General features: G+C 67.8%; 22 protein-coding genes. 7 read left to right on the plus strand and 15 right to left on the minus strand.

Going from position 1 to position 23,743, the window contains the following annotated elements; translation table 11 throughout:
- Positions 1-17: 17 nt before the first annotated feature.
- Positions 18-1,367 (plus strand): alpha-hydroxy acid oxidase, encoded by a 1,350-nt coding sequence (locus tag PUN51_RS18755; protein ID WP_275182120.1) that lies wholly within the window; start codon positions 18-20, stop codon positions 1,365-1,367.
- 23 nt (positions 1,368-1,390) lie between these two features.
- Here the strand turns inward: PUN51_RS18755 and PUN51_RS18760 are convergent, their stop codons facing one another.
- Entirely contained in the window at positions 1,391-2,038 is a 648-nt protein-coding gene (locus tag PUN51_RS18760; protein WP_275182122.1) for an ArsR/SmtB family transcription factor, read from the minus strand.
- A gap of 69 nt (positions 2,039-2,107) precedes the next feature.
- The gene (locus PUN51_RS18765; protein ID WP_224027013.1) at positions 2,108-3,319 is read right to left on the minus strand and encodes an acetoin utilization protein AcuC; all 1,212 of its coding nucleotides are present in this window, start codon (positions 3,317-3,319) and stop codon (positions 2,108-2,110) included.
- A 104-nt stretch (positions 3,320-3,423) separates the two neighbouring features.
- Between PUN51_RS18765 and PUN51_RS18770 the strand changes: the two genes are divergently transcribed.
- Both PUN51_RS18770 and PUN51_RS18775 read left to right on the plus strand, forming a co-directional pair.
- Complete coding sequence (locus PUN51_RS18770; protein ID WP_275182124.1) at positions 3,424-4,857, plus strand: TrkH family potassium uptake protein; 1,434 nt, start codon at positions 3,424-3,426, stop codon at positions 4,855-4,857.
- A complete protein-coding gene (locus PUN51_RS18775; protein WP_026265713.1) occupies positions 4,850-5,536 on the plus strand; it encodes a potassium channel family protein in 687 nt (228 codons plus the stop codon). Before PUN51_RS18770 ends, PUN51_RS18775 begins: the two co-directional genes overlap by 8 nt.
- A gap of 18 nt (positions 5,537-5,554) precedes the next feature.
- Here PUN51_RS18775 and proC read toward each other — a convergent pair whose 3' ends face one another.
- From proC to PUN51_RS18800, 5 genes are all read right to left on the minus strand, one after another.
- Entirely contained in the window at positions 5,555-6,388 is an 834-nt protein-coding gene (gene proC, locus PUN51_RS18780) for a pyrroline-5-carboxylate reductase (RefSeq protein ID WP_159630749.1), read from the minus strand.
- A 242-nt stretch (positions 6,389-6,630) separates the two neighbouring features.
- Positions 6,631-7,620 (minus strand): Ppx/GppA phosphatase family protein, encoded by a 990-nt coding sequence (locus PUN51_RS18785; RefSeq protein ID WP_275182131.1) that lies wholly within the window; start codon positions 7,618-7,620, stop codon positions 6,631-6,633.
- A 7-nt stretch (positions 7,621-7,627) separates the two neighbouring features.
- Positions 7,628-8,047, minus strand: a complete 420-nt coding sequence (locus tag PUN51_RS18790; RefSeq protein WP_159630745.1) for an SseB family protein — start codon at positions 8,045-8,047, stop codon at positions 7,628-7,630.
- 52 nt (positions 8,048-8,099) lie between these two features.
- The gene (gene topA, locus PUN51_RS18795) at positions 8,100-10,826 is read right to left on the minus strand and encodes a type I DNA topoisomerase (protein WP_159630743.1); all 2,727 of its coding nucleotides are present in this window, start codon (positions 10,824-10,826) and stop codon (positions 8,100-8,102) included.
- A 123-nt stretch (positions 10,827-10,949) separates the two neighbouring features.
- On the minus strand, positions 10,950-12,599 hold the full coding sequence (locus PUN51_RS18800) for a DUF7059 domain-containing protein (RefSeq protein WP_275182132.1): 1,650 nt from the start codon (positions 12,597-12,599) through the stop codon (positions 10,950-10,952).
- 43 nt (positions 12,600-12,642) lie between these two features.
- Here PUN51_RS18800 and PUN51_RS18805 point away from each other — a divergent pair, with 43 nt between their 5' ends.
- Positions 12,643-13,119: a hypothetical protein gene (locus PUN51_RS18805; protein WP_275182133.1), complete on the plus strand. Its 477-nt coding sequence runs from the start codon at positions 12,643-12,645 to the stop codon at positions 13,117-13,119.
- Positions 13,120-13,169: 50 nt separating this feature from the next.
- Positions 13,170-13,733 (plus strand): hypothetical protein, encoded by a 564-nt coding sequence (locus PUN51_RS18810; protein ID WP_224027016.1) that lies wholly within the window; start codon positions 13,170-13,172, stop codon positions 13,731-13,733.
- Between the two features lie 51 nt (positions 13,734-13,784).
- Here PUN51_RS18810 and trhO read toward each other — a convergent pair whose 3' ends face one another.
- Positions 13,785-14,681 carry an oxygen-dependent tRNA uridine(34) hydroxylase TrhO gene (gene trhO / locus PUN51_RS18815; RefSeq protein ID WP_159630737.1) on the minus strand — a complete coding sequence of 299 codons (897 nt, stop codon included), beginning with the start codon at positions 14,679-14,681 and terminating at the stop codon, positions 13,785-13,787.
- A gap of 147 nt (positions 14,682-14,828) precedes the next feature.
- Here trhO and PUN51_RS18820 point away from each other — a divergent pair, with 147 nt between their 5' ends.
- Positions 14,829-15,521 carry a GNAT family N-acetyltransferase gene (locus PUN51_RS18820; protein WP_224027018.1) on the plus strand — a complete coding sequence of 231 codons (693 nt, stop codon included), beginning with the start codon at positions 14,829-14,831 and terminating at the stop codon, positions 15,519-15,521.
- Positions 15,522-15,605: 84 nt separating this feature from the next.
- Positions 15,606-17,981: a DEAD/DEAH box helicase gene (locus tag PUN51_RS18825; RefSeq protein ID WP_224027019.1), complete on the plus strand. Its 2,376-nt coding sequence runs from the start codon at positions 15,606-15,608 to the stop codon at positions 17,979-17,981.
- A 54-nt stretch (positions 17,982-18,035) separates the two neighbouring features.
- Here PUN51_RS18825 and PUN51_RS18830 read toward each other — a convergent pair whose 3' ends face one another.
- From PUN51_RS18830 to ssd, 7 genes are all read right to left on the minus strand, one after another.
- Complete coding sequence (locus PUN51_RS18830; RefSeq protein WP_308209026.1) at positions 18,036-18,635, minus strand: Rv3654c family TadE-like protein; 600 nt, start codon at positions 18,633-18,635, stop codon at positions 18,036-18,038.
- On the minus strand, positions 18,536-19,030 hold the full coding sequence (locus tag PUN51_RS18835; protein WP_308209027.1) for a TadE family type IV pilus minor pilin: 495 nt from the start codon (positions 19,028-19,030) through the stop codon (positions 18,536-18,538). The genes PUN51_RS18830 and PUN51_RS18835 overlap by 100 nt, the downstream gene beginning before the upstream one ends.
- Positions 19,027-19,497 carry a DUF4244 domain-containing protein gene (locus PUN51_RS18840; RefSeq protein ID WP_275182134.1) on the minus strand — a complete coding sequence of 157 codons (471 nt, stop codon included), beginning with the start codon at positions 19,495-19,497 and terminating at the stop codon, positions 19,027-19,029. The genes PUN51_RS18835 and PUN51_RS18840 overlap by 4 nt, the downstream gene beginning before the upstream one ends.
- Before the next feature lie 290 nt (positions 19,498-19,787).
- Complete coding sequence (locus PUN51_RS18845) at positions 19,788-20,396, minus strand: type II secretion system F family protein (protein WP_374114985.1); 609 nt, start codon at positions 20,394-20,396, stop codon at positions 19,788-19,790.
- Positions 20,397-20,401: 5 nt separating this feature from the next.
- Entirely contained in the window at positions 20,402-21,193 is a 792-nt protein-coding gene (locus PUN51_RS18850) for a type II secretion system F family protein (RefSeq protein WP_224027020.1), read from the minus strand.
- Positions 21,190-22,500, minus strand: coding sequence for a TadA family conjugal transfer-associated ATPase (locus tag PUN51_RS18855; protein ID WP_275182136.1), 1,311 nt, complete (start codon positions 22,498-22,500; stop codon positions 21,190-21,192). Before PUN51_RS18855 ends, PUN51_RS18850 begins: the two co-directional genes overlap by 4 nt.
- On the minus strand, positions 22,497-23,537 hold the full coding sequence (gene ssd, locus PUN51_RS18860; protein WP_224027217.1) for a septum site-determining protein Ssd: 1,041 nt from the start codon (positions 23,535-23,537) through the stop codon (positions 22,497-22,499). Before ssd ends, PUN51_RS18855 begins: the two co-directional genes overlap by 4 nt.
- Positions 23,538-23,743 lie beyond the last annotated feature (206 nt).

The following is a 23,743-nucleotide window of genomic DNA, read 5'->3' on the forward strand; positions in this document are numbered from 1 at the left end:
GGACCATAGGAGGACCCATGACCCACACCATCCAGCCCAACAACCCGGAGGCTACCCCGGCTCCGGAGGCCACGGACGTCCCCGCAGCCCCGGCACCTGCCAAGGCTCCGTCGTCGGCTGCCCTTCCCGGTTTGGTGCCTCCAGCACTCAAGCGCCGCGTCCCCAAGTACTCGGACCTGGCGCCCCTGATGCAGTTCAAGAAGCCCGGATTCAGCAAGGCTGCCCGGCTGCAGCGGGCCAGCACCATTTGGGAACTCCGCGACATCGCCAAACGCCGCACCCCGAAGGCGCCCTTCGACTACACGGACGGCGCCGCCGAAGAGGAAATCACCCTCCGCCGCGCCCGCCAGGCTTTCCTGGACATCGAGTTCCGTCCGGGCATCCTGCGGAACGTCTCCAGCATCGACCTCAGCACCGAGATCCTGGGCAAGCCGTCGCGGCTGCCGGTCGGCATCGCCCCCACCGGCTTCACCCGGATGATGCAGTCCGAGGGCGAGTACGCCGGCTCCCAGGCCGCGGAAGCCGCCGGCATTCCCTACACGCTGTCCACCATGGGCACCGCCTCCATCGAGGATGTGGCCGCCGCCGCGCCCAACGGCCGCAACTGGTTCCAGCTGTACCTGTGGACGGACCGGGACCGCTCGCTGGAACTGATCGAACGCGCTGCCAGGGCAGGCAACGACACCCTCATGGTCACGGTTGACACCGCCGTGGCCGGTGCCCGGCTCCGGGACGTCCGCAACGGTATGACCATCCCGCCGGCGCTGACGCTCAAGACCGTCCTGGACGCCTCCTACCGGCCGGCCTGGTGGTTCAACTTCCTGACCCATGAGCCCCTGACGTTCGCCTCACTGTCCCGCTACACCGGCACGGTGGCGGACCTGATCAACTCGATGTTCGATCCCACCCTGACCTTCGGGGACCTGGACTGGCTGCGGGAAACCTGGAAGGGCAAGCTGGTTGTCAAGGGCATCCAGACGGTGGAGGACGCCCGCCGCGTGGTGGATCACGGCGCCGACGGCATCATCCTGTCCAACCACGGGGGACGCCAGCTGGACCGGGCCCCTATCCCGTTCCATCTGCTCCCCGAGGTCAAGCAGGCCTTCGCTGCGGACAACGCCACGGCGGCCATCATGCTGGACACCGGGATCATGAGCGGCGCGGACATCGTGGCGGCGCTGGCCCTGGGCGCCGACTTCACGCTGATCGGCCGCGCCTACCTTTACGGACTGATGGCCGGCGGCCGCGCAGGCGTGGACCGGACCCTGCAGATCCTGGAAAAGGACATGGCCCGCACCATGGCCCTCCTGGGTGTCAGCCGCGTTTCCGAACTCACCCCGGAGCACGTGCGGCTGCTGGCCAGGTAGGCCCTGCTTCTTCCGGCCGGGCCCTACTTCTTGCGTCCGAATTTCGGCAGGTTGGGGAGGCTGGCCAACAGGTCGGCCGCCTTGGTGGCCGCCCGGCCAACGGTGCGTCCGATCTGCTGCGGAACGGTATCGTCGCTCAGCGGGGCGGCTGTCCCGCCGGGAATCACGACGGCGGGGCTCAGCTCGGTGCCTTCCCGCACCAGCAGGGGCGCGGGGACCTCTTCCCGGGGTTTCTGCGTCACCGCCGGCTGCGCCGCCCTGGGGGCCGGCGGCAACGAAGCGGCCGCAGCGGCAACGCCCTCCTGCAGGTGGGCGGGGACTTCCGGGGCGGCCTCTGCCTGCGCGGCGGGTGACGGGACTGCTGCTGACTGGTCCGCGCCGGACGGTGCGGCGGCGGCGCTGCCGGCGGTGCCGACGTCGAACGTTTCCAGCCAGCTGGCGATGCCTTCCAGCGGTCCCCGGTTCAAGGCGTAGTAGCGCTTCTGGCCCTGCGCCCGCATGCTGACCAGCTGCGCTTCACGGAGGACTTTCAGGTGCTTGGAAATGGTGGGCTGGCTCGCCGCCAGTTCCTCCACCAGTTCCCCCACGGCTTTATCTCCTGCCCGAAGGGCCACCAGGATGTCCCGCCGGGTGGATTCCGCTATGACGGCAAATACGTCGTCTGTCACCATGCCTCCCACCCTAGCGACATATACGTCTAAAGGCATCAACTATTTCGGCGGCGCGAAGTTCCGGCTTGACTAGTCGAACCAGGGATCCAGTCCGTGCAGCGGGAACACTGCCTTGCGGGTGGCCATGACGGTGCGGTCCACGGCGTCATTGGGGTCGAAGCCCACCTCCCAGGACCGCCACCAGAGCTCCACGTCATCCCCCATCAGGGCGGGCGCTTCCCTGCCGAACTTCTCCATCACGTACTGACGCCAGTCCGCCGGCACGGGGGTCCGCAGCGGTACCGGCCGCCCCGCGGCGATGGCCACCAGGTGGCTCCAGGCCCGTGGCACCACATCCAGCACGTTGTAGCCTCCGCCGCCGGTAGCGATCCAGCGGCCGCCGCAGTACCTTTCGGCCAAGTGCCCGACGGCGTTCGCTGCCTCGCGCTGGCCGTCCACGCTGAGGTTGAGGTGCGTGAGGGGGTCGCTGCGGTGCGAGTCGCAGCCGTGCTGGCTCACGATCACCCCGGGTTCGAAGGCACCCACCAGTTGCGGCACCACGGCGTAGAAGGCGCGAAGCCAGCCGGCGTCGGACGTTCCTGCAGGCAGGGCGACGTTCACGGCCGTCCCCTCCGCCACGGGGCCGCCCACCTCGTTGGCGAAGCCCGTGCCAGGAAAGAGGGTCAGCCCCGTCTCGTGCAGCGAGATCGTCAGGACCCGGGGATCGTCCCAGAAGATGTTCTGCGTGCCGTCGCCGTGGTGCGCGTCGACGTCGATATAGGCCACCTTGCCCACCCCGCCGTCGAGCAGTTTCTGCACGGCAAGGGCGGCGTCGTTGTAGATGCAGAATCCGCTGGCGCGCTCCCGGGCGGCGTGGTGCATGCCGCCGCCGAAGTTCACCGCGTGGACAGCCGAACCATCCAGCACGCGCTGGGCCGCCAGCAGCGAACCGCCGGCCAGGCGCGCCGCGGCCTCGTGCATGCCCGCGAATGCCGGATCGTCCTCGGTTCCCAGCCCGCGCGACTCGTCCGGCCGGGAAGGGTCCGTACTGACCCGGCGGACTGCTGCAACGTAATCAGCGGAGTGGACGGACTCCAGTTCCGCGTCCGATGCGACCTCCGGGGCTGCAAGGTCAACGTGGTCCAGGTCGAAGAGCCCCAGGCTGCGGGACAGGCGCGCGGTCAGGTCCATACGCTCGGGCGCCATGGGGTGGCCGGGCCCAAAGTTGTAAGCTGTCATGTCAGGACTCCACGCCACCATCGTTGGCGGCGCGGGCTGGCTGAGTCCGGGCAGGTATGTCATCAATCACAGGCTACCCGAGCCCGCGCTGCCGCCGGCCCGGCCATGGCGCGGGCTTTAGTGGTTTACTACTGAAGGAAGCCGTTTCAACCGAGGAAAACCCACACATGACGCAAAGCCAGTCGAGGCCCCGGACTCCGGCCCCCTGGCACCCCCCGGCGCAGGAGCGGGAGGGCCTCTGGATCTTCACGCGGCTGCGCGACTTCATTGACGACATCGCCAACACCTCCCCCGCACGGCTGGCACTGACCGCGTTCGCCGCTGTGTGCACGGTATTCACCTTCCTGCTGTCCCTGCCCGTATCGTCGGCTGACGGAACACCCACCCCCATCCACCAGGCGCTGTTCACGGCCGTCTCAGCCGTGTGCGTCACGGGGCTCACGGTGGTTTCGACGGCGATCCACTGGTCCTTCTTTGGCCAACTGGTAATCCTGGTGGGCATCTTCATCGGCGGCTTGGGCACGTTGACGCTGGCATCGCTGCTGGCGCTCATGGTGAGCAAGCGGCTGGGTGTGCGCGGCAAGATCATTGCCGCGGAATCCATGAACAACGCCGGCCGCCTGGGCGAAGTGGGCACGCTGCTGCGGATCGTCATCACCACTTCCGTAGTCATCGAGGGCACCCTGGCGCTCGCCCTGGTCCCGCGGTTCCTCACCCTGGGCGAACCGTTCTGGCAGTCTGTCTGGCACGGCGTCTTCTATTCCATTTCGTCGTTCAACAACGCCGGCTTCACGCCGCACTCGGACGGCATCGTGCCCTACGAGACGGACCTGTGGATCCTGATCCCCCTCATGGTGGGGGTCTTCCTGGGCAGCCTGGGGTTCCCGGTGGTGATGGTCCTGCAGCAGAACGGCCTGAACTGGAAGAAGTGGAACCTCCACACCAAGCTCACCATCCAGGTCTCCCTCATCCTGCTTGCCGCGGGCACACTCCTGTGGGCCCTGATGGAGTGGGACAACGCCCGGACCATCGGGCCGATGGCCATCGGCGACAAGATCACCCATTCCCTTTTTGCCTCGGTCATGACGCGTTCGGGTGGATTCAACCTGGTGGACCAGAATCACATGGAATCCACCACCAAGCTGCTGACTGACGCGCTGATGTTCGCAGGCGGCGGGTCGGCGTCGACGGCGGGCGGCATCAAGGTGACCACCATCGCCGTGATGTTCCTGGCCATCGTTGCCGAAGCCCGCGGCGACGCCGACGTTAAGGTGTACGGCCGGACCATCCCGCAGGGCACCATGCGGGTGGCCATCTCCGTGATCGTTGCCGGCGCCACGCTTGTTTCCGTCTCCGCCTTCCTGCTCCTGCAATTCAGCGGCGCATCACTGGACCGGGTACTGTTTGAGACGATTTCGGCCTTCGCCACGGTGGGCCTGAGCACCGGCCTCAGCGCGGAGGTTCCGCCCGAGGGCGTCTACGTACTGACAGCCCTCATGTTCGCCGGCCGCGTGGGCACCGTGACCCTCGCCGCTGCACTGGCCCTGCGCCAGCGCAGCCAGCTGTACCACTACCCCGAAGAGAGGCCGATCATTGGCTAGTTCCACAGACGCCCCCCGGCGCCCCGCCCACAATGCTCCGGTACTGGTCATCGGGCTGGGCCGCTTCGGATCATCCACCGCGGAGCAGCTGGTCAAGCAGGGCCGGGAAGTGCTCGCCATTGAACGGGACCGGAACCTGGTGCAGAAATGGGCACCCCTCCTGACCCATGTGGTGGAGGCTGATGCCACCAACATCGACGCACTCCGCCAGCTGGGCGCCCAGGAGTTCAGCTCCGCCGTCGTGGGCGTGGGCACCTCCATTGAGTCCTCGGTTCTGATTACCGTGAACCTGGTGGACCTGGGCATAGAGCACCTCTGGGTCAAGGCCATCACTCCGTCGCACGGCAAGATCCTGACCCGGATCGGCGCGAACCACGTCATCTACCCCGAGGCCGACGCCGGAGTCCGCGCCGCGCACCTGGTCTCCGGGCGCATGCTGGACTTCATCGAGTTCGACGACGACTTTGCCATCGTGAAGATGTACCCGCCGCGGGAGACCGTGGGCTTCACCCTGGACGAGTCAAAGGTCCGCTCCAAGTACGGCGTGACCATCGTGGGCGTGAAGTCCCCGGGTGAGGACTTCACGTACGCCCGGCCCGAGACCAAGGTGTCCTCCCGGGACATGCTCATCGTCTCCGGCCACGTGGACCTGCTGGAGAGGTTCGCGGCCCGGCCGTAGCCGGGCCACGCCTGGGAATCAGCCGAGCTGCCTGGTGATCTCCGCTGCCCGGTCGGCGGCGGCACGGGCGCCGGCGGCAATGATCGCGGGGATGCCCTGTTCGTCAAAGGTGGCAATGGCGCGTTCGGTGGTGCCGTTGGGGCTGGTGACGGCCTTGCGCAGCGCTGCGGGATCTGCCCCGGGCTCGGCCAGCATGAGGCCGGCGCCGGCCACTGTTTCGCGCGCCAGCAGGAGGGACAGCTCCCGGTCCAGGCCCAGCTCTTCCCCTGCGGACGCCATGGCCTCGGCAAGGTAGAACGCGTAGGCAGGACCGGAGCCGCTGATGGCCGAGAGCGCATCCACCTGCTCCTCGGGGACCTCAACCACGGTTCCTGCGCCCTGCAGCATGTCTTTGACCATCTGGAGCTGCTCCGGGGTGCAGTGCGTGCCCGGCGAGACCGAGACGACACCGCGGCCCAGCTTCGCGGGAGTGTTGGGCATGGTCCGGATCACCGGCTGCCCCGCGGGGAGTGCAGCCTCCAGCTGGGCGATGGACACGGCCGCAGCCACACTGACCACCACAGTGTCGGGCGAAAGGGCCGGGCTGATTTCTTTTGCCAGGTCCGCGATGCCCACGGGCTTGACGCCAAGTATGACTACGGCAGATCCCTTGGCGGCCTGTTTGTTGTTGTCAGGTTCTTCCTCGCCGGCGATGGCGGTGATCCCGTGGTACCGCTCGGCCAGTTCCGCGGCGCGACCGGCGCGGCGGACCGTGGCCACCACATCCCCCGGGTCCTTCCCCGCCTCCAGCAGGCCGCCAAGAATGGCTTCGTTCATGGATCCACAGCCAAGGAATGCGATTCGGTTGCTCATGCCTCCATCATTGCAGTTGCGAGGCATTCACAGGCAACTCCCATCTTCAGCGCAGGCAGCACACAACTTGGGGTCCTAACGTAGTTATTACCTCATTGAGGGTGCGAGTGATGCGGCAGGCATGGGGATGCCTGCCAAGGGCACCGGTGGCACGGCAGCAGGTTTTCCCCCATTTTCCTGTTGCCGGCCCCGGTGCTTCCGCTTTTAATGAACCTGCTGCGAAGCAGGCTGGACGCCTGTGGCTAGACTCCTGCGTCCACCGGCCGGGAAGCGGCAACATGGGGCGCCGGCTCCAGAGGTCCGGCAAAGACCAGCTGGTCCAGGCGCCGCAGGATGAGCCCTTCGCGGAGCGCCCAGGGGCAAATGCGGAGCTTCTTGAACTTGAACATTTCCAGGGCTGCCTCGGCCACCAGAGCGCCGGCAAGGAGCTGATGGGCGCGCGCCTCGGAAACACCGGGAAGGTGCAGCCTGTCTTCCGAACTCATGGCCGAGATCCGCTGGGTCCAGATGCCCAGGTCCGAGGCGTGCAGTTCCCTCTTAACGTAGGGTCCTTCCGCACTGGGGGCGGCACCGGCGATCCGGGCCAGGGAGCGGAAGGTCTTGGAGGTTCCGGCCACCACGTTTGCCCGGCCCAGGCCGTCGAATGCGCGGACGGCAGGTTTGAGCGTGGCCCTGATGTACCGCCGCAGTTCCTTGACGCTTTTGGCCGACGGTGGATCCTCGGCGAGCCAGTCCCTGGTGAGCCGGCTGGCGCCCAGCGGCACCGAGGTGGCTACTTCCGGAAGTTCGTCCTGGCCAAAGGCCATTTCAAACGAGCCGCCGCCGATGTCCAGGTTCAGGATGGGACCGGCTCCCCACCCATGCCAGCGCCGTACAGCGAAGAAGGTCATGGACGCCTCTTCGCTGCCGGTGAGTTCCTGGAGGGTCACCGTGGTTTCGTGCTTGACCCGGGCCAGGACGGCTGGGCCGTTGGTGGCCTCGCGGATGGCCGAGGTACAGAACGCCAGCAGGTCCTCGGCCTTGTGGCGCGCCGCGAATTCCCAGGCTTCCAGCACGAACTCGGTCAGCTCGTGCTGGCCCTCGTCGCTGATGCTGCCATCCGGTTCCAGGTACTGCACCAGGGACAGCGGCCGCTTATGGGACGCGAACGGGACCGGCTGCGCGCCCGGGTGGGCATCCACCAGGAGCAGATGGACAGTATTGGAACCAATGTCGAGGACGCCTAGACGCATGGGGACATTATTGCTCGTCGGCGCGCTTGAAGTCGCGCCGGATGTTGGCGACGCCCTCGGGGTTGATCTCGAAACCGTAGGCTGCGCCGGGGTTGATCACCATGCCCAGCTCATCGCCGATATTGGCGATGATGGCAGCGCCCTGCGTGCCCAGGACGTTGGGGGCGGCTTCCAGGTACTGCTGGTCCACCCGGCTGGGGTGCGAGAAAACGGCAAGGACGGGGTCGCCGTCGGCGTTGGCAAGGACCAGGGGCTCCACCTGGGAGTCGATGCCCTCAACCGTGTCCGAGCTGATGATGTAGACCTCGCTGTTGAGGAAGGACAGGATGACGTCCACCGGGTCGGCGTCGGGCTGTCCGCCGGTGGCGAGCTTCTCCTCGAGGTCGTTGAGCGGCTGGAGATCCGTGTGCGCGGGCTGTTCAGTCATTCCCCTAGCCGATCACGATACGGTGGCCGGCGCAAACGCGCCGGCCACACGCCTACTTCTTGGCCGTTGCCTTCTTCTTCGCGGGCGCCTTGCGGGTGGCGGTCCGCTTGACCGGGCCCTTGGCGCGCTTCTCTGCCAGCAACTCCACGGCCTGTTCCCGTGTGAGTTCCTCCAGCGAGGTGGCACGGGGAACCGTGATGTTGGTGATGCCGTCGGTGATGTAGGGCCCGAACCGGCCCTCCTTCACCACGATGTTCTTCTCGGATACCGGGTCCGGGCCGAACTCCGCCAGCGGCGGCACCGCGGCACGGGCGCCGCGCTGCTTGGGCTGCGAGTAGATCTCCAGGGCCTGTTCCAGGGTGATGGTGAAGATTTCCTCTTCGGAACCAATGGAGCGGGAGTCAGTCCCCTTCTTCAGGTAGGGCCCGAACCGGCCGTTCTGCACCGTGATGAGGTTGCCTTCGGCGTCCTCCCCCAGTGCCCGGGGCAGGCTCATGAGCTGGAGCGCCTCGTCCAGGGTGACGGACTCCACGGTCATCGACTTGAAGAGCGACCCCGTGCGGGGCTTTGCCTTGACGGGCTTCTTCGGCGGCTTGGGCTTGCCGTTCTTGTAGTACTCCACCGGCTGGTTGGCCAGTTCCTCGTCGGTCATCTCAGGGATGATCTCGGTGACGTAGGCGCCGTAACGGCCGTTCTTGGCCACCACGGTGTGTCCCGTATGCGGATCGGCGCCGAGCACGCGTTCTTCCGGGGCCGCCGTCTCCATCAGCTCGATGGCCTTGGCCGCGGTCAGCTCATCCGGAGCCAGGTCCTCGGGCACGTTGGCGCGCGCCGATTCCACAATCTCGCCCGTCTTCGGGTCCACCACGGCGGCAGAGCTTTCCAGGTAGGGACCGAACTTGCCCACCCGGAGCGTGATCTCGTCGGTGATTGGGATCGAGTTGATTTCCCGGGCATCGATCTCGCCCAGGTTGTTGACGATGCTCAGCAGGCCCGGATCGGAATCCTCGCCGAAGTAGAAGTGCCGCAGCCATGAGGCGCCGGCTTCCTGTCCGTTGGCGATCTTGTCCAGGTCGCCTTCCATGTCGGCGGTGAACTCGTAATCCACGTAGTCGGAGAAATGCTGCTCGAGGAGCCGGATGACGGAGAAGGCGATCCAGCTGGGCACCAGGGCTGAACCCTGCTTCCGGACGTAGCCGCGGTCCTGGATGGTGGAGATGGTGGAGGCATAGGTGGACGGGCGGCCGATGCCCTTCTTCTCCAGCTCCGCGGTCAGCGATGCTTCCGTGTAGCGCGGCGGCGGGGACGTCTCGTGGCCCACGGCCTGGATGTCCGCGGCCGTCAGGGAGTCATCCTTGGCCACATTGGGCAGCCGGCGTGCTTCGTCGGAGTCGTCGTCGCCGCGGGTCTCGTCCTTGCCTTCCTCGTAGGCGGCGAGGAAGCCGGGGAACGTTATCACGGTGCCGGAGGCGGAGAATTCCGCGTCCCGGCCATCTGCGGAGACGGCACCCAGGCGGATGGTGGCCGTTGAACCCTTGGCGTCGCCCATCTGGGAGGCGACCGTACGCTTCCAGATGAGCTCGTACAGGCGGAACTCGTCGCCGGAGAGCTGCTTGGCGACCTGGGCAGGCGTGCGGAAGGAGTCACCGGCGGGGCGGATGGCCTCGTGCGCTTCCTGGGCGTTGGCGGCCTTGTTGGAGTAGACGCGCGGCGACTGCGGAATGTATTCGGGGCCGTACAGTTCGGAGGCCTGGCGGCGGGCTGCCGTGATGGCCTCATCGCTCAACGCGGACGAGTCCGTACGCATATAGGTGATGTAGCCGTTTTCGTACAGCCGCTGGGCGATCTGCATGGTGCTCTTGGAGGAGAAGCGCAGCTTGCGGCCGGCCTCCTGCTGCAGCGTGGAGGTGGTGAACGGTGCGGCGGGACGGCGCGTGTACGGCTTGGTGTCCACCGAGCGGACGCGGAAGTCGGCGTTCTGGAGGCCTGCCGCCAGGGACGTTGCCAGTTCCTCGTTGAGGTGGGCCACGTTCCGGGACGTGAGCTCGCCGTTGTCATTGAAGTCGCGGCCCGTGGCCACCTTGGCGCCGTCCACGGCGGCCAGCTTGGCCTTGAACGAGCCGGACTCGGCGCCGAACTGGCCGGTCAGGTCCCAGTAGGAGGCAGCCTTGAAGGCCATGCGTTCGCGTTCGCGGTCCACCACCATGCGGGTGACCACGGACTGCACGCGTCCGGCGGACAGGCCGCGGGCCACCTTGCGCCAGAGGACGGGTGAGATTTCGTAGCCGTAGAGGCGGTCCAGGACGCGGCGGGTTTCCTGGGCGTCCACCAGGTCCTGGTCCACGTCGCGCAGGTTGCCCATGGCGCGCTGGATGGCTTCCTTGGTGATTTCGCCGAACGTCATCCGGTACACCGGGACCTTGGGCTTGAGTACTTCCAGCAGGTGCCACGCGATGGCCTCGCCCTCGCGGTCCCCATCGGTTGCGAGATAGAGTTCGTCGGCGTCCTTGAGCGCGGCTTTGAGCTCGGTGACCTTTTTCTTCTTGTCCGGGGACACCACGTAGTAGGGCTTGAAGTCGTGCTCGATGTCGACGGCGAACTTGCCGACGGAGGTTTTCTTCAGCTCGGCAGGGAGTTCGGACGGCTGCGGCAGGTCCCGGATGTGACCAATGGAGGCCTCTACGATGAAGCCCTCGCCGAGGTACTTGGCGATGGTCTTGCTCTTGGCCGGAGACTCCACAATCACGAGTTTCTTGCCGGTTTTGGCCTTGCTTGGCACGGTGCTCCTACAGAAAAAGGTTGCTGGGGCAGATGAGCCCATGTTCGCCTAGTTCACCATATTTTGGGGAATCGTGCGCATTCATGTGGAAAAGACGGGGCTCTGTTGAGGGCTTGAGGGGGCTTATTCCAAGGCGGGATTTCCGGCCGGGACCAGGAAGCCGTCACGGACCAGGTTGGCCACGTCGGCGAGCAGCGCACCCTGGAAAGTCCCGGCGTCGAACCCCTCCCCGCCGCCCAGGAGGGCCTCCAAAGCCCCGGCGATCTGCCCGGCGGCGAGGTCGCCGTCGCAGGCGGACACGAAGCCTGCCAGCTCCGTGCTCATCAGATTGGTGCGGCGCAGCCCGGCACCCTGCCGGAGCAGGATCACGCCGGGGTGTTCGGCGCCCGGGCGCTGGTGGCGCTCCTCGGTGACGTCCTCCGCCACGAGCAGGTGCGTGGCCGCAAGGTCATGCGCGGCGAGCCAGTCGGCGCGTTCGACGGCGGCACCCAGGTGGGGGCCGATGGGCTGCTCGATGGGGTACGTGATTTCCTCGAAGCGGCTGATGGCGGCAGCGCGGCCGTCAGCGGGGCGGCGCAGCCAGACCATGCCGAAGCCGATGCCGGCAACATCCCGGGACCCGAAATCGGCAAGGTACTGGGCATAAGACTCCCGGTAGTGCTGCCGGTCCCGGGACTCCGAGGCGTCCCGGAGCCAGGTTTCGGCGTACTGTTCCGGGCTGACCTCTTCACGCTGGATGAACCAGGCGTCCGTGCCCTGCCGCACCCAGGATTTTGGCCGCTCCTCCCAGCTGCTGCCGGCGGCGACTTCCCAGTTGCCCAGCATCTGGGCCCAACCGCCGGGCGCCAAAACGTCGGGCAGGCCCGCCACCAGGGAGGCCACGATCCCGTCGCCCGGGAGGCCGCCGTCGCGGTAGGTGAACTGGTCCGCCGCGTCCTCGCCGGCACGGCGCGGGGTGATGACGAACGGCGGGTTGGAGACCACCAGGCCGAACTGCTCCCCGGCCACCGGCTCCAGGAGCGAACCCAGTCGGAGGCTGACCCGGCCTTCGAGGTGGTCCGGGTCGACGGACAGCGCCTCCGCGTTGAGCAGGATGTTGAACCGCGCGTACGCCAGGGCACGTTCGGAGATGTCGGTGGCGGTCACATGCTGGCAGTGGTGCAGCAGGTGGAAGGCCTGGATGCCGCACCCTGTCCCCAGGTCCAGCGCGCGCTCGGTGTGGCGGCGGATGGTGGTCTGCACCAGGGTGGTGGATGCCTGCCCGATGCCCAGGACGTGGTCATGCCGGAGCACCCCGGCCTGCTGGTGGGCGGCGAGATCGCTGGCCACCCAGAGCTCCGCGCCGCCGCTGCCGTCCTCATTCTTGTCCCAGCCGTACGGCCGGAGGTCAGCTTTCGCCGTAAGGAACCCGGAGCCGGGGACGGGCTGCACCAGCCCCAGTTCAAGGAGACCGTCGGCCCCGGTGCCCGGCAGTGCGGCGTCGAGCGTTTCCTTTTCCTGCGGCTCTGCGAGGAGCCACAAGCGGACGACGGCGGCCAGCGGCGCCGTGCCGTTGTCGGCCCGCACAGCATGCTCAACAGCGAGCACCGCGGGGATGATCTGGTCCCTGTTCAGCGCGGCCGAGGCCGCCGGGCCCAGCAGCCGTGCCACGCCGTCAAGCGTGTAGTCCAGCCCGCGCAGGTCCGCGGCGAGGGTGGAAAGCAGCGCGGGGAGGTCGCTGCGGGGAGCGTCGGCGGTGTTTCCGGCGGTGAACTCATAAGGGGATCCAGGCATCGCTCAAGTTTAGTCCGGCGTGGCTGCGGGGTACGGTGGTCACATGCCTTCCCGCCTTCCCCTCCTTCCGCGCGCCCGCACGGCGGCCGCTGTGGTCCGCCGTTCGCTGCCGGTGACGGTGGTGGCCGCGGCTCTCTGCCTAACCGTGGCGGGGTGTTCACCCGTGAACTCGGTGGAGAATGCGGATGTTCCCAAGTGGCGGGCCACCGCCCTGCCCTCTACGCCGGCGGGTGTTGTGCTCCAGGATTCGGGGAAGATCCTCAACCGGAACCGCATTGTGCAGGAGGCCGCCAGGGTGCCCGCCGGCAGCTATGTACTCACGGCGGTGTGCGAAGGGACCGGCAAAGCCTTCTTCGCCGTGTCCCTGGACGGCAAAGCCGTGACGGAAGCAGGAGCAGCCTGCAACGGCCGGCAGGAAACCACCAAAATAACGCTGTCCGCCACCGGACGGGTCGAAATCAGCAGTTCCAGCGTGGACGCTCCGCTGCTCTACGCCTACCAGCTGGCACCGGCGAAATAAGCCCTCTTCCGGCTCTGGCCCGCCGCCCGCTGCGGGCTTAGAGTCTGACTATGCCCAGCGTGCGGGGAATCTCCGCGCCCCTTCCCGAAGGGACAGCACGGGCGCTTCTGGCACCGAAGCCGGGAGCCGCCGTCGCCCTTGGACTGGTGCTTGCGGCAGGTGCACTGGCCGGCTGCGAATATACGTACGACGACGGCAGGGCCGGCAGCGCGCAGGGCACCGGGACTGCTGCCCCGGCGCCTGCGTTTACCCGCGACCCGCTGCAGCAGGATCCGGTGGGCGCGGCGGAGCTGGGTGACTGGGTGTCCCGGGCCCTTCCGGGTACCACCGGTCCCGTGGTCCAGGCCGACGCCGGGCTCCTGGCTGCCGGGGAGGACCGGCTGGTCGCGTCGCCGGTGCTGGACACCGGGACCTATATTTTGTCCATCGCCTGCCGCAGCCAGCGCCGGGTGACCTTCACGGTCCGCACCGAGACCCTCACCTTGGTGGACCTTGCCCTCCGGTGCGGCATCAACCGCGAGAACGTCATTTACCTGTCAACGGACAGTGTCCTCACGGTCCGGGTGGAGGCGAGGACCGCGGCGAACTACGCGTTCCGGGTGCACAGGCTCTAAACCGGGACGACGGGCGGGCATCACGCTCCCCCAGCCCGGTTGCGGTGGGGCTCAGGCCGCCGCGCAGCCGTCCGGGCAGCGGAGCGTCTCCGGGCTGGCGGCGCACTCGGCGCAGTACAGCGTGAGGGTGCGGCAGCTCGGGTTGGAGCAGTTCTCGAATTTGCTGGTGGGCGCCGAGCAGCGGGCGCACTGGCCGATGGTCTTGGCGTCCTCGCTGAATTCCAGGTGCATGCGCTTGTCAAAGACGTACAGCGAGCCCTCCCAGAGCCCCTGGTCCTTGAAGGCTTCGCCGTACCGGACGATCCCGCCGTCGAGCTGGTACACCTCTTTGAAGCCGCGGTTCACCATCAGGCTGGAGAGCACCTCGCAGCGGATGCCTCCGGTGCAGTAGGTCACCACGGGCTTGTCCTTCAGAGAGTCGTATTTGCCGGACTCCAGCTCCTTGATGAAGTCATGGGTGGTGGCGACATCCGGTACCACCGCGTCCTTGAACCGGCCAATCTGCGCTTCGAAGGCGTTCCGGCCGTCGAAGAACACCACGTCCCCGCCTTCCTGTTTCCTGGCTTCCACGAGCTCGTGGAGCTCCTCCGGCTTGAGGTGTTTTCCGCCGCCCACCACGCCACCGGCGTCGACCTTGAGTTCGCCGGGCGCGCCGAAGGAGACAATCTCGTCCCGCACCTTCACGCTGAGCCGGGGGAAGTCCGCCGCGCCGCCGTCGGACCATTTGACGTCGATTCCCCGGAACCCGGAGTACTCGCGGGTGGTCTTGACGTACTGTTTGACGGCGCCGATTTCCCCGCCCACCGTGGCATTGATGCCGTCCTTGGAAATGAGGATGCGGCCGGTCAGTCCCAGCTTTTCGCACAGGGCACGCTGCCAGAGGCGGACGGCGTCCGGGTCAGCTATGGGGGTAAAGCCGTAAAAGAGCACAATCTTGTTCAAAGCCACGTATTTAAGGGTACCGGCTGCTTTAAGGTCAGCGGCTGCGCTGCAGGGCCGGCCCGGGTCCACGTGCGGCGGCCCGGCGTATCACAATTGCATAAGCACTTCGGCACCCCCTGTTGCTTGTGATCGGGCTGGAATAGTGTTCTTGCCATGAGCCCGGAAACCCTGGTTGAAGACATCACTGGCCTGCTCGAAGTGTGGGTTGCCGGCTGGGCCGGATGTCGCGGCTACCGGACCTCCACGGAGGGCCGTTTCCCCGCTGCGCTCCGCTCTGACACCAGCGGCGAGTGGGAAATTTTCGCGTCCGAACCCACCGATGACGAGTTCGCCGCCCTCGCGGCCAGGACTGCGGAATCCCCGGCGCGGGTACTGACCATTCTTACCAACGACCCCTCACGGTACGCCGCCCTGGCGGCCCGTAAAGGGCTGAACGTCACGTCCGATTCGCAGACGATGATGATCGTGGACATGGAGACGCAGGACGCCGAGGACCCCTGGCTGTCCGACGACGACCTGAGCCTGTCCACGTACGAGCAGGACGGCGTGCATTACGCCGAGGTCCGCTCCGGAGAAGCCCTCGCGGCCAGTGGCAGGGTGTTCGTGGTGGGTGACACCGCAGTGTTCGACAAGATCATCACCGAGCCGGCGTTCCAGCGCAGGGGCCTGGGCAGTTTCATCATGCGTGCGCTGGCGGCCCAGGCCTTCGGGCACGATGTCCGCGCCGGTTTGCTGCTGGCGTCCCTGGACGGGCAGAAGCTCTACTCCCATCTTGGCTGGACCACGGTGGCCCGGGTCCTGATGCTCTCGGCATCTCATGACGGGGCGGACCTCTCCCTGAGCTGAACGGGTTCAGCTGGGCCTGCCGTTTGTTTTCCCCGTTGGCGAACCTCGGGCGGGCGGCACAGTTACGGGTGGAAGAATGGTGGGGTGAACCCCCACGACTCCCTGATTCCTTTGCTGGGCCGCGGCCCGGAACCGGAACAGCTGCGTCATGTCCGCACCATACCGGCGCGGGAGGCAGTCCACGCGCCCTGGCCTGAATGGGTTCATCCGGACATTGCTGCGGCGTACGGGACGCTGGGCATCCTTGAGCCGTACCGGCACCAGGTTGACGCGGCCGATGCAGCGCATTCGGGCCAGCACGTTGTGGTGGCTACCGGCACTGCGTCCGGAAAGTCCCTGGCGTACCAGCTGCCGGCGTTGGATGCGATCCACCGGTCCGAACTCCGCGTGCTCGCGGACCCGGGCAAGATTCACGACGACGGCGCCGTCACCCTTTACCTCTCCCCCACCAAGGCGCTGGCGGCGGACCAGCTGAACGCCATCCGCGCCCTGAAGCTGCCCACGGTCCGGGCGGAAACTTACGACGGCGATACCGATCCCTCCGCCCGCCGGTGGATCAGGGACCACGCCAACTTCATCCTGGCCAACCCCGACATGCTGCACTTTGGCATCCTTCCCAACCACGCGTGGTGGGCCGGTTTCTTCCGCCGCCTTCGCTACGTCATCGTGGACGAGGCGCACAGCTACCGGGGCGTGTTTGGCTCACACGTGGCCAACCTGATGCGGCGGCTGCGCCGGATCTGCGCCTATTACGGTGCGGGAACGGCGTTCCCCGAGCCCGTGTTCATCGCTGCCTCCGCCACCGCGTCCGAGCCCGATGTCTCCTTTTCCCGCCTCATCGGGGCCCCCGTCAAGGCGGTGTCCCGCGACTGCTCGCCGCACGGGGCCACCACCGTGGCGCTGTGGGAACCGGCGCTGACCGAGGTCAGAGGGGAGAACGGCGCGAAGGAGCGGCGGACGGCCGTGGCCGAAACCTCCGATCTGCTGGCCAATCTGGTATCCGCCCGGGTCCGCACCATCGCCTTCATCAAGTCCCGCCGCGGCGCCGAGACCATCTCCGCGATTACCAAGCGGCTCCTCGACGAGGTGGATCCCAGCCTCCCGCAGCGGGTTGCCGCCTACCGGTCGGGGTACCTGCCGGAGGAACGCCGGGCGGTGGAGAAAGCGCTGCGTTCAGGCCAGCTGCTGGGTGTTTCCAGCACGTCTGCGTTGGAACTCGGGATCGACATCTCGGGCCTGGATGCCGTCCTGGTGGCCGGCTGGCCCGGTACGCGGGCATCGCTGTTCCAGCAGATCGGCAGGGCCGGCCGGGCGGGCCAGGATGCCATTGCGGCCTTCGTGGCCAGCGATGACCCGCTGGACACTTTCCTGGTGAACCATCCCGAGGCCATCTTCGACGTGTCGGTGGAGGCGACGGTCTTCGACCCTTCCAACCCCTATGTTCTGGGCCCGCACCTGTGTGCGGCAGCCGCCGAGCTTCCCTTGGGGCCGGGCGAGCTGGACCTCTTCGGGCCCACCGCTGAAATGCTCCTGGACCGGCTGGTTGCCCAGGGCTACCTCCGGCGGCGGCCCGCGGGCTGGTTCTGGACCCACTCGCAAAGCGCGGCGGGGATGGTCAACCTGCGGGCAGACGGTGGGGGCCCGGTCAGCATCGTCGACGCCGAGACGGGTTCCCTCCTGGGGACCATGGACTCGCCGCAGACGCACTACCAGGCACACACCGGGGCCGTGTATGTCCACCAGGGCGACTCCTATGTGGTGGAGGACCTGAATGAAGACGACCACTGCGTGATGGTCCGCCGGGCCAACCCCGACTACTACACGACGGCACGCGACGTAACCCAGATCGAGGTCCTGGACACCCTGCGGACCATGCAGTGGGGCGACGTGACCGTCCACTTCGGCGACGTGAAGGTCACCACCCAGGTTGTCTCTTTCCAGCGCAAGGCCCTGATCTCCAATGAGGTCCTGGGCGAGGAGCCGCTGGAACTCGGTGCACGGGAGCTCTTCACCAAGGCGGTGTGGTTCGTGGTGGACAACCGTTCGCTGACCGGGGCCGGCCTCATCGAAGCGCAGTTCCCGGGCGCCCTGCATGCCGCGGAGCACGCCGCGATCGGACTTCTGCCGCTGGTGGCCTCCAGCGACCGGTGGGACATCGGCGGGGTCTCCACTGCCCTGCATGCCGATACCGGGGTGCCCACCATTTTCGTGTACGACGGGCACCCCGGCGGAGCCGGCTTTGCCGAACGGGGATTCGACAAAGCCATGGTCTGGCTGGCAGCGACCCGCGATGCCATCAAGGCCTGCGAGTGCGATGCCGGCTGCCCGTCCTGCGTGCAGTCCCCAAAATGCGGCAACAAGAACAACCCGCTGGATAAGGCCGCCGCGGTTACCCTCCTGGACGTGCTGCTCAAGGACGCCACAGAAGCCACGCCGGTGGATCTGGAAGCCAGGAGCTGATTCCCCGCCCGGAGACGTGCCCTTCGATGACCCATCTCCCCCGATTCCCTGGCCCTACGGCGGAGGTCCTGCCCGGGCCCGTCCCGTCGCGGCACCCAGCAGTGCGCGCTCCCCGAGCTCAGTGCGCACCTCAATCGTCTGTCCCGGGCCCGCTGAGCAGCTGAGGACCGTGGCGGAGTGCCGCGCCGCCACCTCAACGGCCACCGCGCAGGGATCCCCCGTGGTGATGCCGCGGAGGGCATCCGCCGCGGCGAGAGCTGCCAGGTCCGCTGCTGCTGCCGCCCTGCTCGCGAGCACGGCTGACTGGGCCAGCAGCAGCATGACGGCCATGGCCGTCATGACCACCAGCGCCAGCCCCGCGGCCAGGACCGTTCCCGACCCACGTTCGCGGCCATCTGTGGCGCCTTGTGGACTCTGACCGGGACCAAAATTCCGCCGCCCTCCCCGGGCGTACCGGCGTCTTGTGGCGTGCCGGCGCCCGGGTGCAGCACGACCGGACCCAGCACAGGGATGGCCGGTCCCAATCGTGGGGTGTCGCCGCCCGTGGTCACCCATCACCTGACGCCCCCGGCATCGCCCGATCCGTCGCCGCTGCCGGCGGCGCCGGTCCCCGCAGTCTCGCTGCGTGTTGAGGCACGGGCGGTAAGGGTCCATGGGATGGAAGTTCCCAGGGGTCCGGGCACCCGGTCAGTGACCGTGACCCTGAACCAGCCACCGTCGGCGGCAACTGTCGCGGACGCCGAACTGCCGGCGAGCATCCTGACGGTCCGTTCCACGGCTGCGGGGTCATCGCCCCTGGCCACGGCCCTGGCGCCGGCCCGGGCTCCCTCTTCAATACGCAGCTGAGTCATGCCCGCGGCGGCTCCGGCGAGCAACATGGCCAGGAGTGCCAGCACGGCCGGCAATGCCACGGCGAACTCTGCCGTTACGGTGCCGCGGGCGTCGCCCGTCTTGCCTGCCTGTTCCTGGTGACCGTAGCTGGAGCCCACACCGCCGGTCACCGCTTCAAGAGTCTTCCGGGACGTCAACAGTCCTGCCGGACGCGTCACGGCAGCGCCAGGGCGGTGCGGATGAGGTTCAGCAGGAAACCACGCACTTCATCGCTGCGGAGGATGAACACGAGCAGCCCGGCAAAACCCACCGCGGCCAGGGTGGCAATGGCGTATTCGGCTGTTGCCATGCCGGCTTCCGAGCCCAGCAACCCTACGCTGCGCCGCATCCTGGGGGTGCGGCCCGCAGCCGGGTACAGCTCCACCACGTTGCCGGGCGGCGGGAAGGACGCCGCTGGAAAGGACGTACCTGAGGCCGGTGCCTGCGGAACGAGTGCGCGACTGACAGTTGTGTTGGAAGCAAGGGCACGGGATGTGGCACGGGATGTGTATTGCGTCCCGACCGCGTTGCCACGGCTGCGGGCCGGCCCCATGGCCATCGGCCTGGAAGCGGTGGCCATCTGCCTGGAAGCAGCGAGTTCGGACATTCCGGCGGAGTAATTACGGCGGTAGTGGTTGGTGGACATCTGGTTTCCTTTCCATGGGCGCCGGTGGTTTTCCCGGCTGTCTTGACTCTTCCCGGCGGAGTTGTTGCGGGTAAGGGAGGGTGTGGGCTAAGTGGAAAAGCTGGGCTGCTCCGGCGCTGTGGAGGAGGGGACGGACAGCGCGGCCGGCATAGCGGGACAGGCTGGGAACCAGGAAACCGAGGGCACCGGGACAGACTGGGAACCGGGAGCCGGGGCACCGGGAAAGGCTGGGAACCGGGGCCCGGAAGCGGCGGGGCTGGCAACGAGCCGGATTGTGAGGAGCCAGCAAGTTAGGAACCGGACGGTACCAGGGCCAGCAACACCGGAACGACACCAAGGCAGATGAAGGCCGGGAGTGAGCACAGGCCCAGGGGAACCACCAACTTCACCCCGAGCGAAGCGGCCCGCTTCTCCGCAGCCCGAAACCGCTCCCGGCGGAGCCTCGCAGCCTGGGCGTACAGAATCGCTGACGAAGGCGCGCCCGTGAGTGCGGCGAAGCCCAGCGCGTCCCGCAACTCCAGGACTTCGGGCAGCTGTATAGCGGAGCTGCGCCATGCCGTCTCCCAGTCGGCGCCAATGGCCAGCGCCGAGACCACAGGCCGCAGGGATTCCCGGTACTGCGGGGCAGCCGAAGCAGCCACCAGGTCAAGTGCCCGGCCAATGCCGCCGCCGGCATCGAGCATGGCCGCCACCAGCTCCAGCATCATGGCCGGATCCCTCAGCCCGCTGCCGGAACTCGCTGGCGCCCCTTTGGTGGCTGCCGTCGGTTCTGCCCCTGCAGCGGGAGGAAGCAGGAGGCGCAGCCGTTGGCGCGGCCTGGCGTGGCTGGAACAGGCAAGCCAGGCGCTGCCCGCGAGCAGCAGGAACAATGCCAGGCCGGGAGCCCAACCCTGGGTAATGGCACTCATGCCCCTGCCGCCGCCGAAACCAGCCGGGCAGACCATGCCCTTCCCGTCACGGTGAGGACCACCCCGCCGAACAAGGCGGCCAGTCCCAGGGGTGTTCCCAAGAGGGTAGCGAGGGGATCCACGCCGAGGGCGGCACCAAGTCCAAGACCCATCAAGGGGAGCCAGGTCAGGAGCCGAACGGTGGCTTTGGGCCCTGCGAGCGCCGTCTGCCGGGCCGCATCTGCGTCATCCTCCGCTTCCAGTTGGGCCGCGAACCGGGTCAGTACGTCGGCGAGCGGACACCCGCTGGCCTCCGCAATGTCAAAGCAGGCGGCCAGCTCCAGCCAGGTCCTGGCCTCCCTGTCCCGGGGCTGGAACGCTGTGGAAACCGCGCGCCGGATGGATTCCGAAACGGGAGCTCCGGTCGCGGCGGCAGCACGCGCGGATGACAGAACCGCAGCTGATCCCTCTGACAGCATCGCCCCGGAAACGGGTGCACGCTCTTGAAGCCGCTGCCCGTTTCCGCCATCGCCGTAAACCGTCCACAGCTCGTCCCACAACCGCCCCGGCGTCCGTCCGCCCTGGAGCAGTGCCGCCAGTTGCTGCACCACCAGGGTCAGGCCCGGTCCCCGCCTCCGTGCCGCGCTCCTGCCGGCAGCGTTGCCCCACGGCCGTACCAGAACTCTCTTTATCCCCTGCGTGTTCTTCCTCTTGCCGGTTGCCGTGCGCAGCCGGGAAGCCGCGTCCAGGGGCGGTTTGAGGAGCAGCAGCATGGCACTGCAAAGAAGCACGATGAACAGGACCGTCACAGGGTTGCCCCGGGATCCATCCCCAACCGGGCCGCCAGCGCCGGCCACGCCGGACCCGTGATACCTGACTCCTTAATGGCCGGCACCACGGCCAGTCCTGCCGGGCCATCGGCGATGAGTCCAACGCACAGGACTTCCCGGCCCTTCGGGGTCCTTCCGACATGGATGACAACGTCGAGGGCGCTGGCGGCCTGAAGCCGCACGGCCTCCGGGCCGAGCCCGGCGAGCGCGCCGAGGGCGTTGAGCCTGGCCGGGACCGCGGCTGCCGTGTTCGCGTGGATGGTTCCGCCACCGCCACTGTGCCCGGTATTCATCGCCGTCAGGAGCTCACGGACTTCAGCGCCCCGGCACTCCCCCACCACCAGCCTGTCCGGACGCATGCGCAACGCCTGGCGGACCAGCTCCCCCAAGTCCACGGCGCCGCCACCTTCGAGATTCCCGTGACGTGATTCGAGGGCCACCACATGGGGGTGGACAGGGTTGAGTTCGGCCGCATCCTCGATCAGGACCAGCCGCTCTTCCGCGGAACAAAGGCCCAGCAGGGTGGACAGCAGCGTGGTCTTACCGGAACCCGTGGCACCGCTGACCAGGAAACTCAACTTCCTCTCCACTATCCTCTCCAGCACCGTCTGCACGCGCTGGCCGAACATGCCGCCCGTGCGCAGCTCCGCCATGCTGAAAACCCTCTCCCTGCGAATCCGGACGCTGAGCAGCGTCCCGGACGTGGACACCGGCGGCAACACGGCGTGGACACGGTAGCCGCCGGCAAGCCTGACATCGACGCAGGGCGACCCGTCATCCAGGCGGCGCCCGCCTGCAGCCACCAGCCGGCAGGCCAGCGCGCGCAGTTGGGCCTCGCCATCGAACACGACAGGTACGCGCTCGATGCCCCTGCCACGGTCCACCCACGCGGAATCGGGAGCGTTAACGAAAATGTCTGTGACGGCAGGATCCCTGGTGAGCTCCTGCAGCGGTCCCAGTCCGTTGAGTTCGGCACTGATCCGTTCCACCGCGGCAAGCGCTCCGGCGGTGCCCAACAGCTTGCCCGTGGCCTGGACAGCAGCAGCGACGCGCGACGGTGTTACCGCTCCAGCCTCGGCCATCATCGACTCACGGACGGATTCCAGCAGCCCGGAATCAACGGCCCGGCCAGTACCGGCTGCCTCACCGGCCCGCGCCTGGCGAACGGCCTGGTTCGCTTCAAGGATCCGGGCACTGCGCCGTGCACCCAGGCCCCCGGACCTTGCAGCGCTGCCCGTATCGGGAGCTGGAGGCGGAGCTGAGGGTGTACCCGACGGCCGCCTCATGCCACATCCCCCGCCTGCAGGTCCTCGCCGAGCCAATCGAGCACCGTGGCGCCGAAATGCCGGATGCTCCGCCGCTTCCCAAAGTCCAGCAGGCGCCCCGCTTCCATGGCTACCGGGACGGCCCGCAGTTCGGGGATGCGGCCCTGCACGGGCAACCCTACGGCGTCAGCAATCAGGGAACTGTCCAGCGCAGCGCCTGGCCGGCCCCGCACCAGCAAGGCAGCCTCCACGGGCGGAAGTTCCTGCAGGAGGCGCACCGTTGCGACCGCGGCCTTCAGCTGCGCCGGCACCACCACCATGATCCGGTCACAGTCCCCGGCCACCGTATGGAGCGGCTCCGCGGCCCTTCCCACATCCACAACGACCAGCTCAAAACCACGGCGGGCAGCATCGAGCACACCCGCTGCGGCGGCAGCAGGGACACGGACCGGCTGCTCCCGGGTGGCAGGCCAGGACAGGAAGGAAAAACCTCCGGCCACGGGCAGGGAGTCGGAGAGCTGCAGGGGATCAATGCTGCCCCTTGCCTCCGCGAGGTCCGGCCAGCGCAGTCCGGGGTTGTCCTCGGCAGCGAGCGCCAGTTCCAGGCCACCGCCCCAGGGGTCCCCGTCAAACAGCAGGACGCGTACCCCCAGCCCTGCCGCGGCCTGGGCTATCCAAATGGCGGCGGTGGTTGCCCCCGCCCCGCCGCAACCGCCCGTGATGCCAAGGACCAGGCCGCCGGGGCCCGGCGAGCGCGACCGGCTCAGATGGTCCGCCAGCCAGGCAGCGGCATCGGGCAGCACGGCAACGCGTTCGGCGCCCAGGGCGGCGGCGAGGTGCCAGAGGCTGTCCCCTTCGCCGTCGAGGCCCACCATGACGGCAGGGGTGCGCCGCCGCGGTGGCAGCTCCCGCACATCGCTGCCCACCAGGACGGCCGATGCAGCGTCCCAGTACCGTCCGCCCTCCACTGCATCCGGAACGACGCGCAGCTGGGCTCCGGCGGCTGCCACGATGCGCTCCACTTCGGCGCGGAGGACCCCCGAGGAGGTAACCAGCAGCACCCCGCCCGCACCGCCCGGTGCTGAACCGCCCGGCGGTGAACCGTCCGGCAGCCAGGCGGCGCCGGACGCCGGGTTGTCCGGCAACGCAGCACGGGAGGGTGACCTCCGGTCTGGTGGCCGCCGGAAGGAATCCGTGGCCTGCCCCGGCGCGGGGTGCGGTGCATTCAGCTGGTGCCTGCTCATGCAGCCACTCTGCCGCTGCA

The sequence above is a fragment of the Arthrobacter sp. NQ4 genome, assembly GCF_029077345.1.
GTDB lineage: Bacteria > Actinomycetota > Actinomycetes > Actinomycetales > Micrococcaceae > Arthrobacter.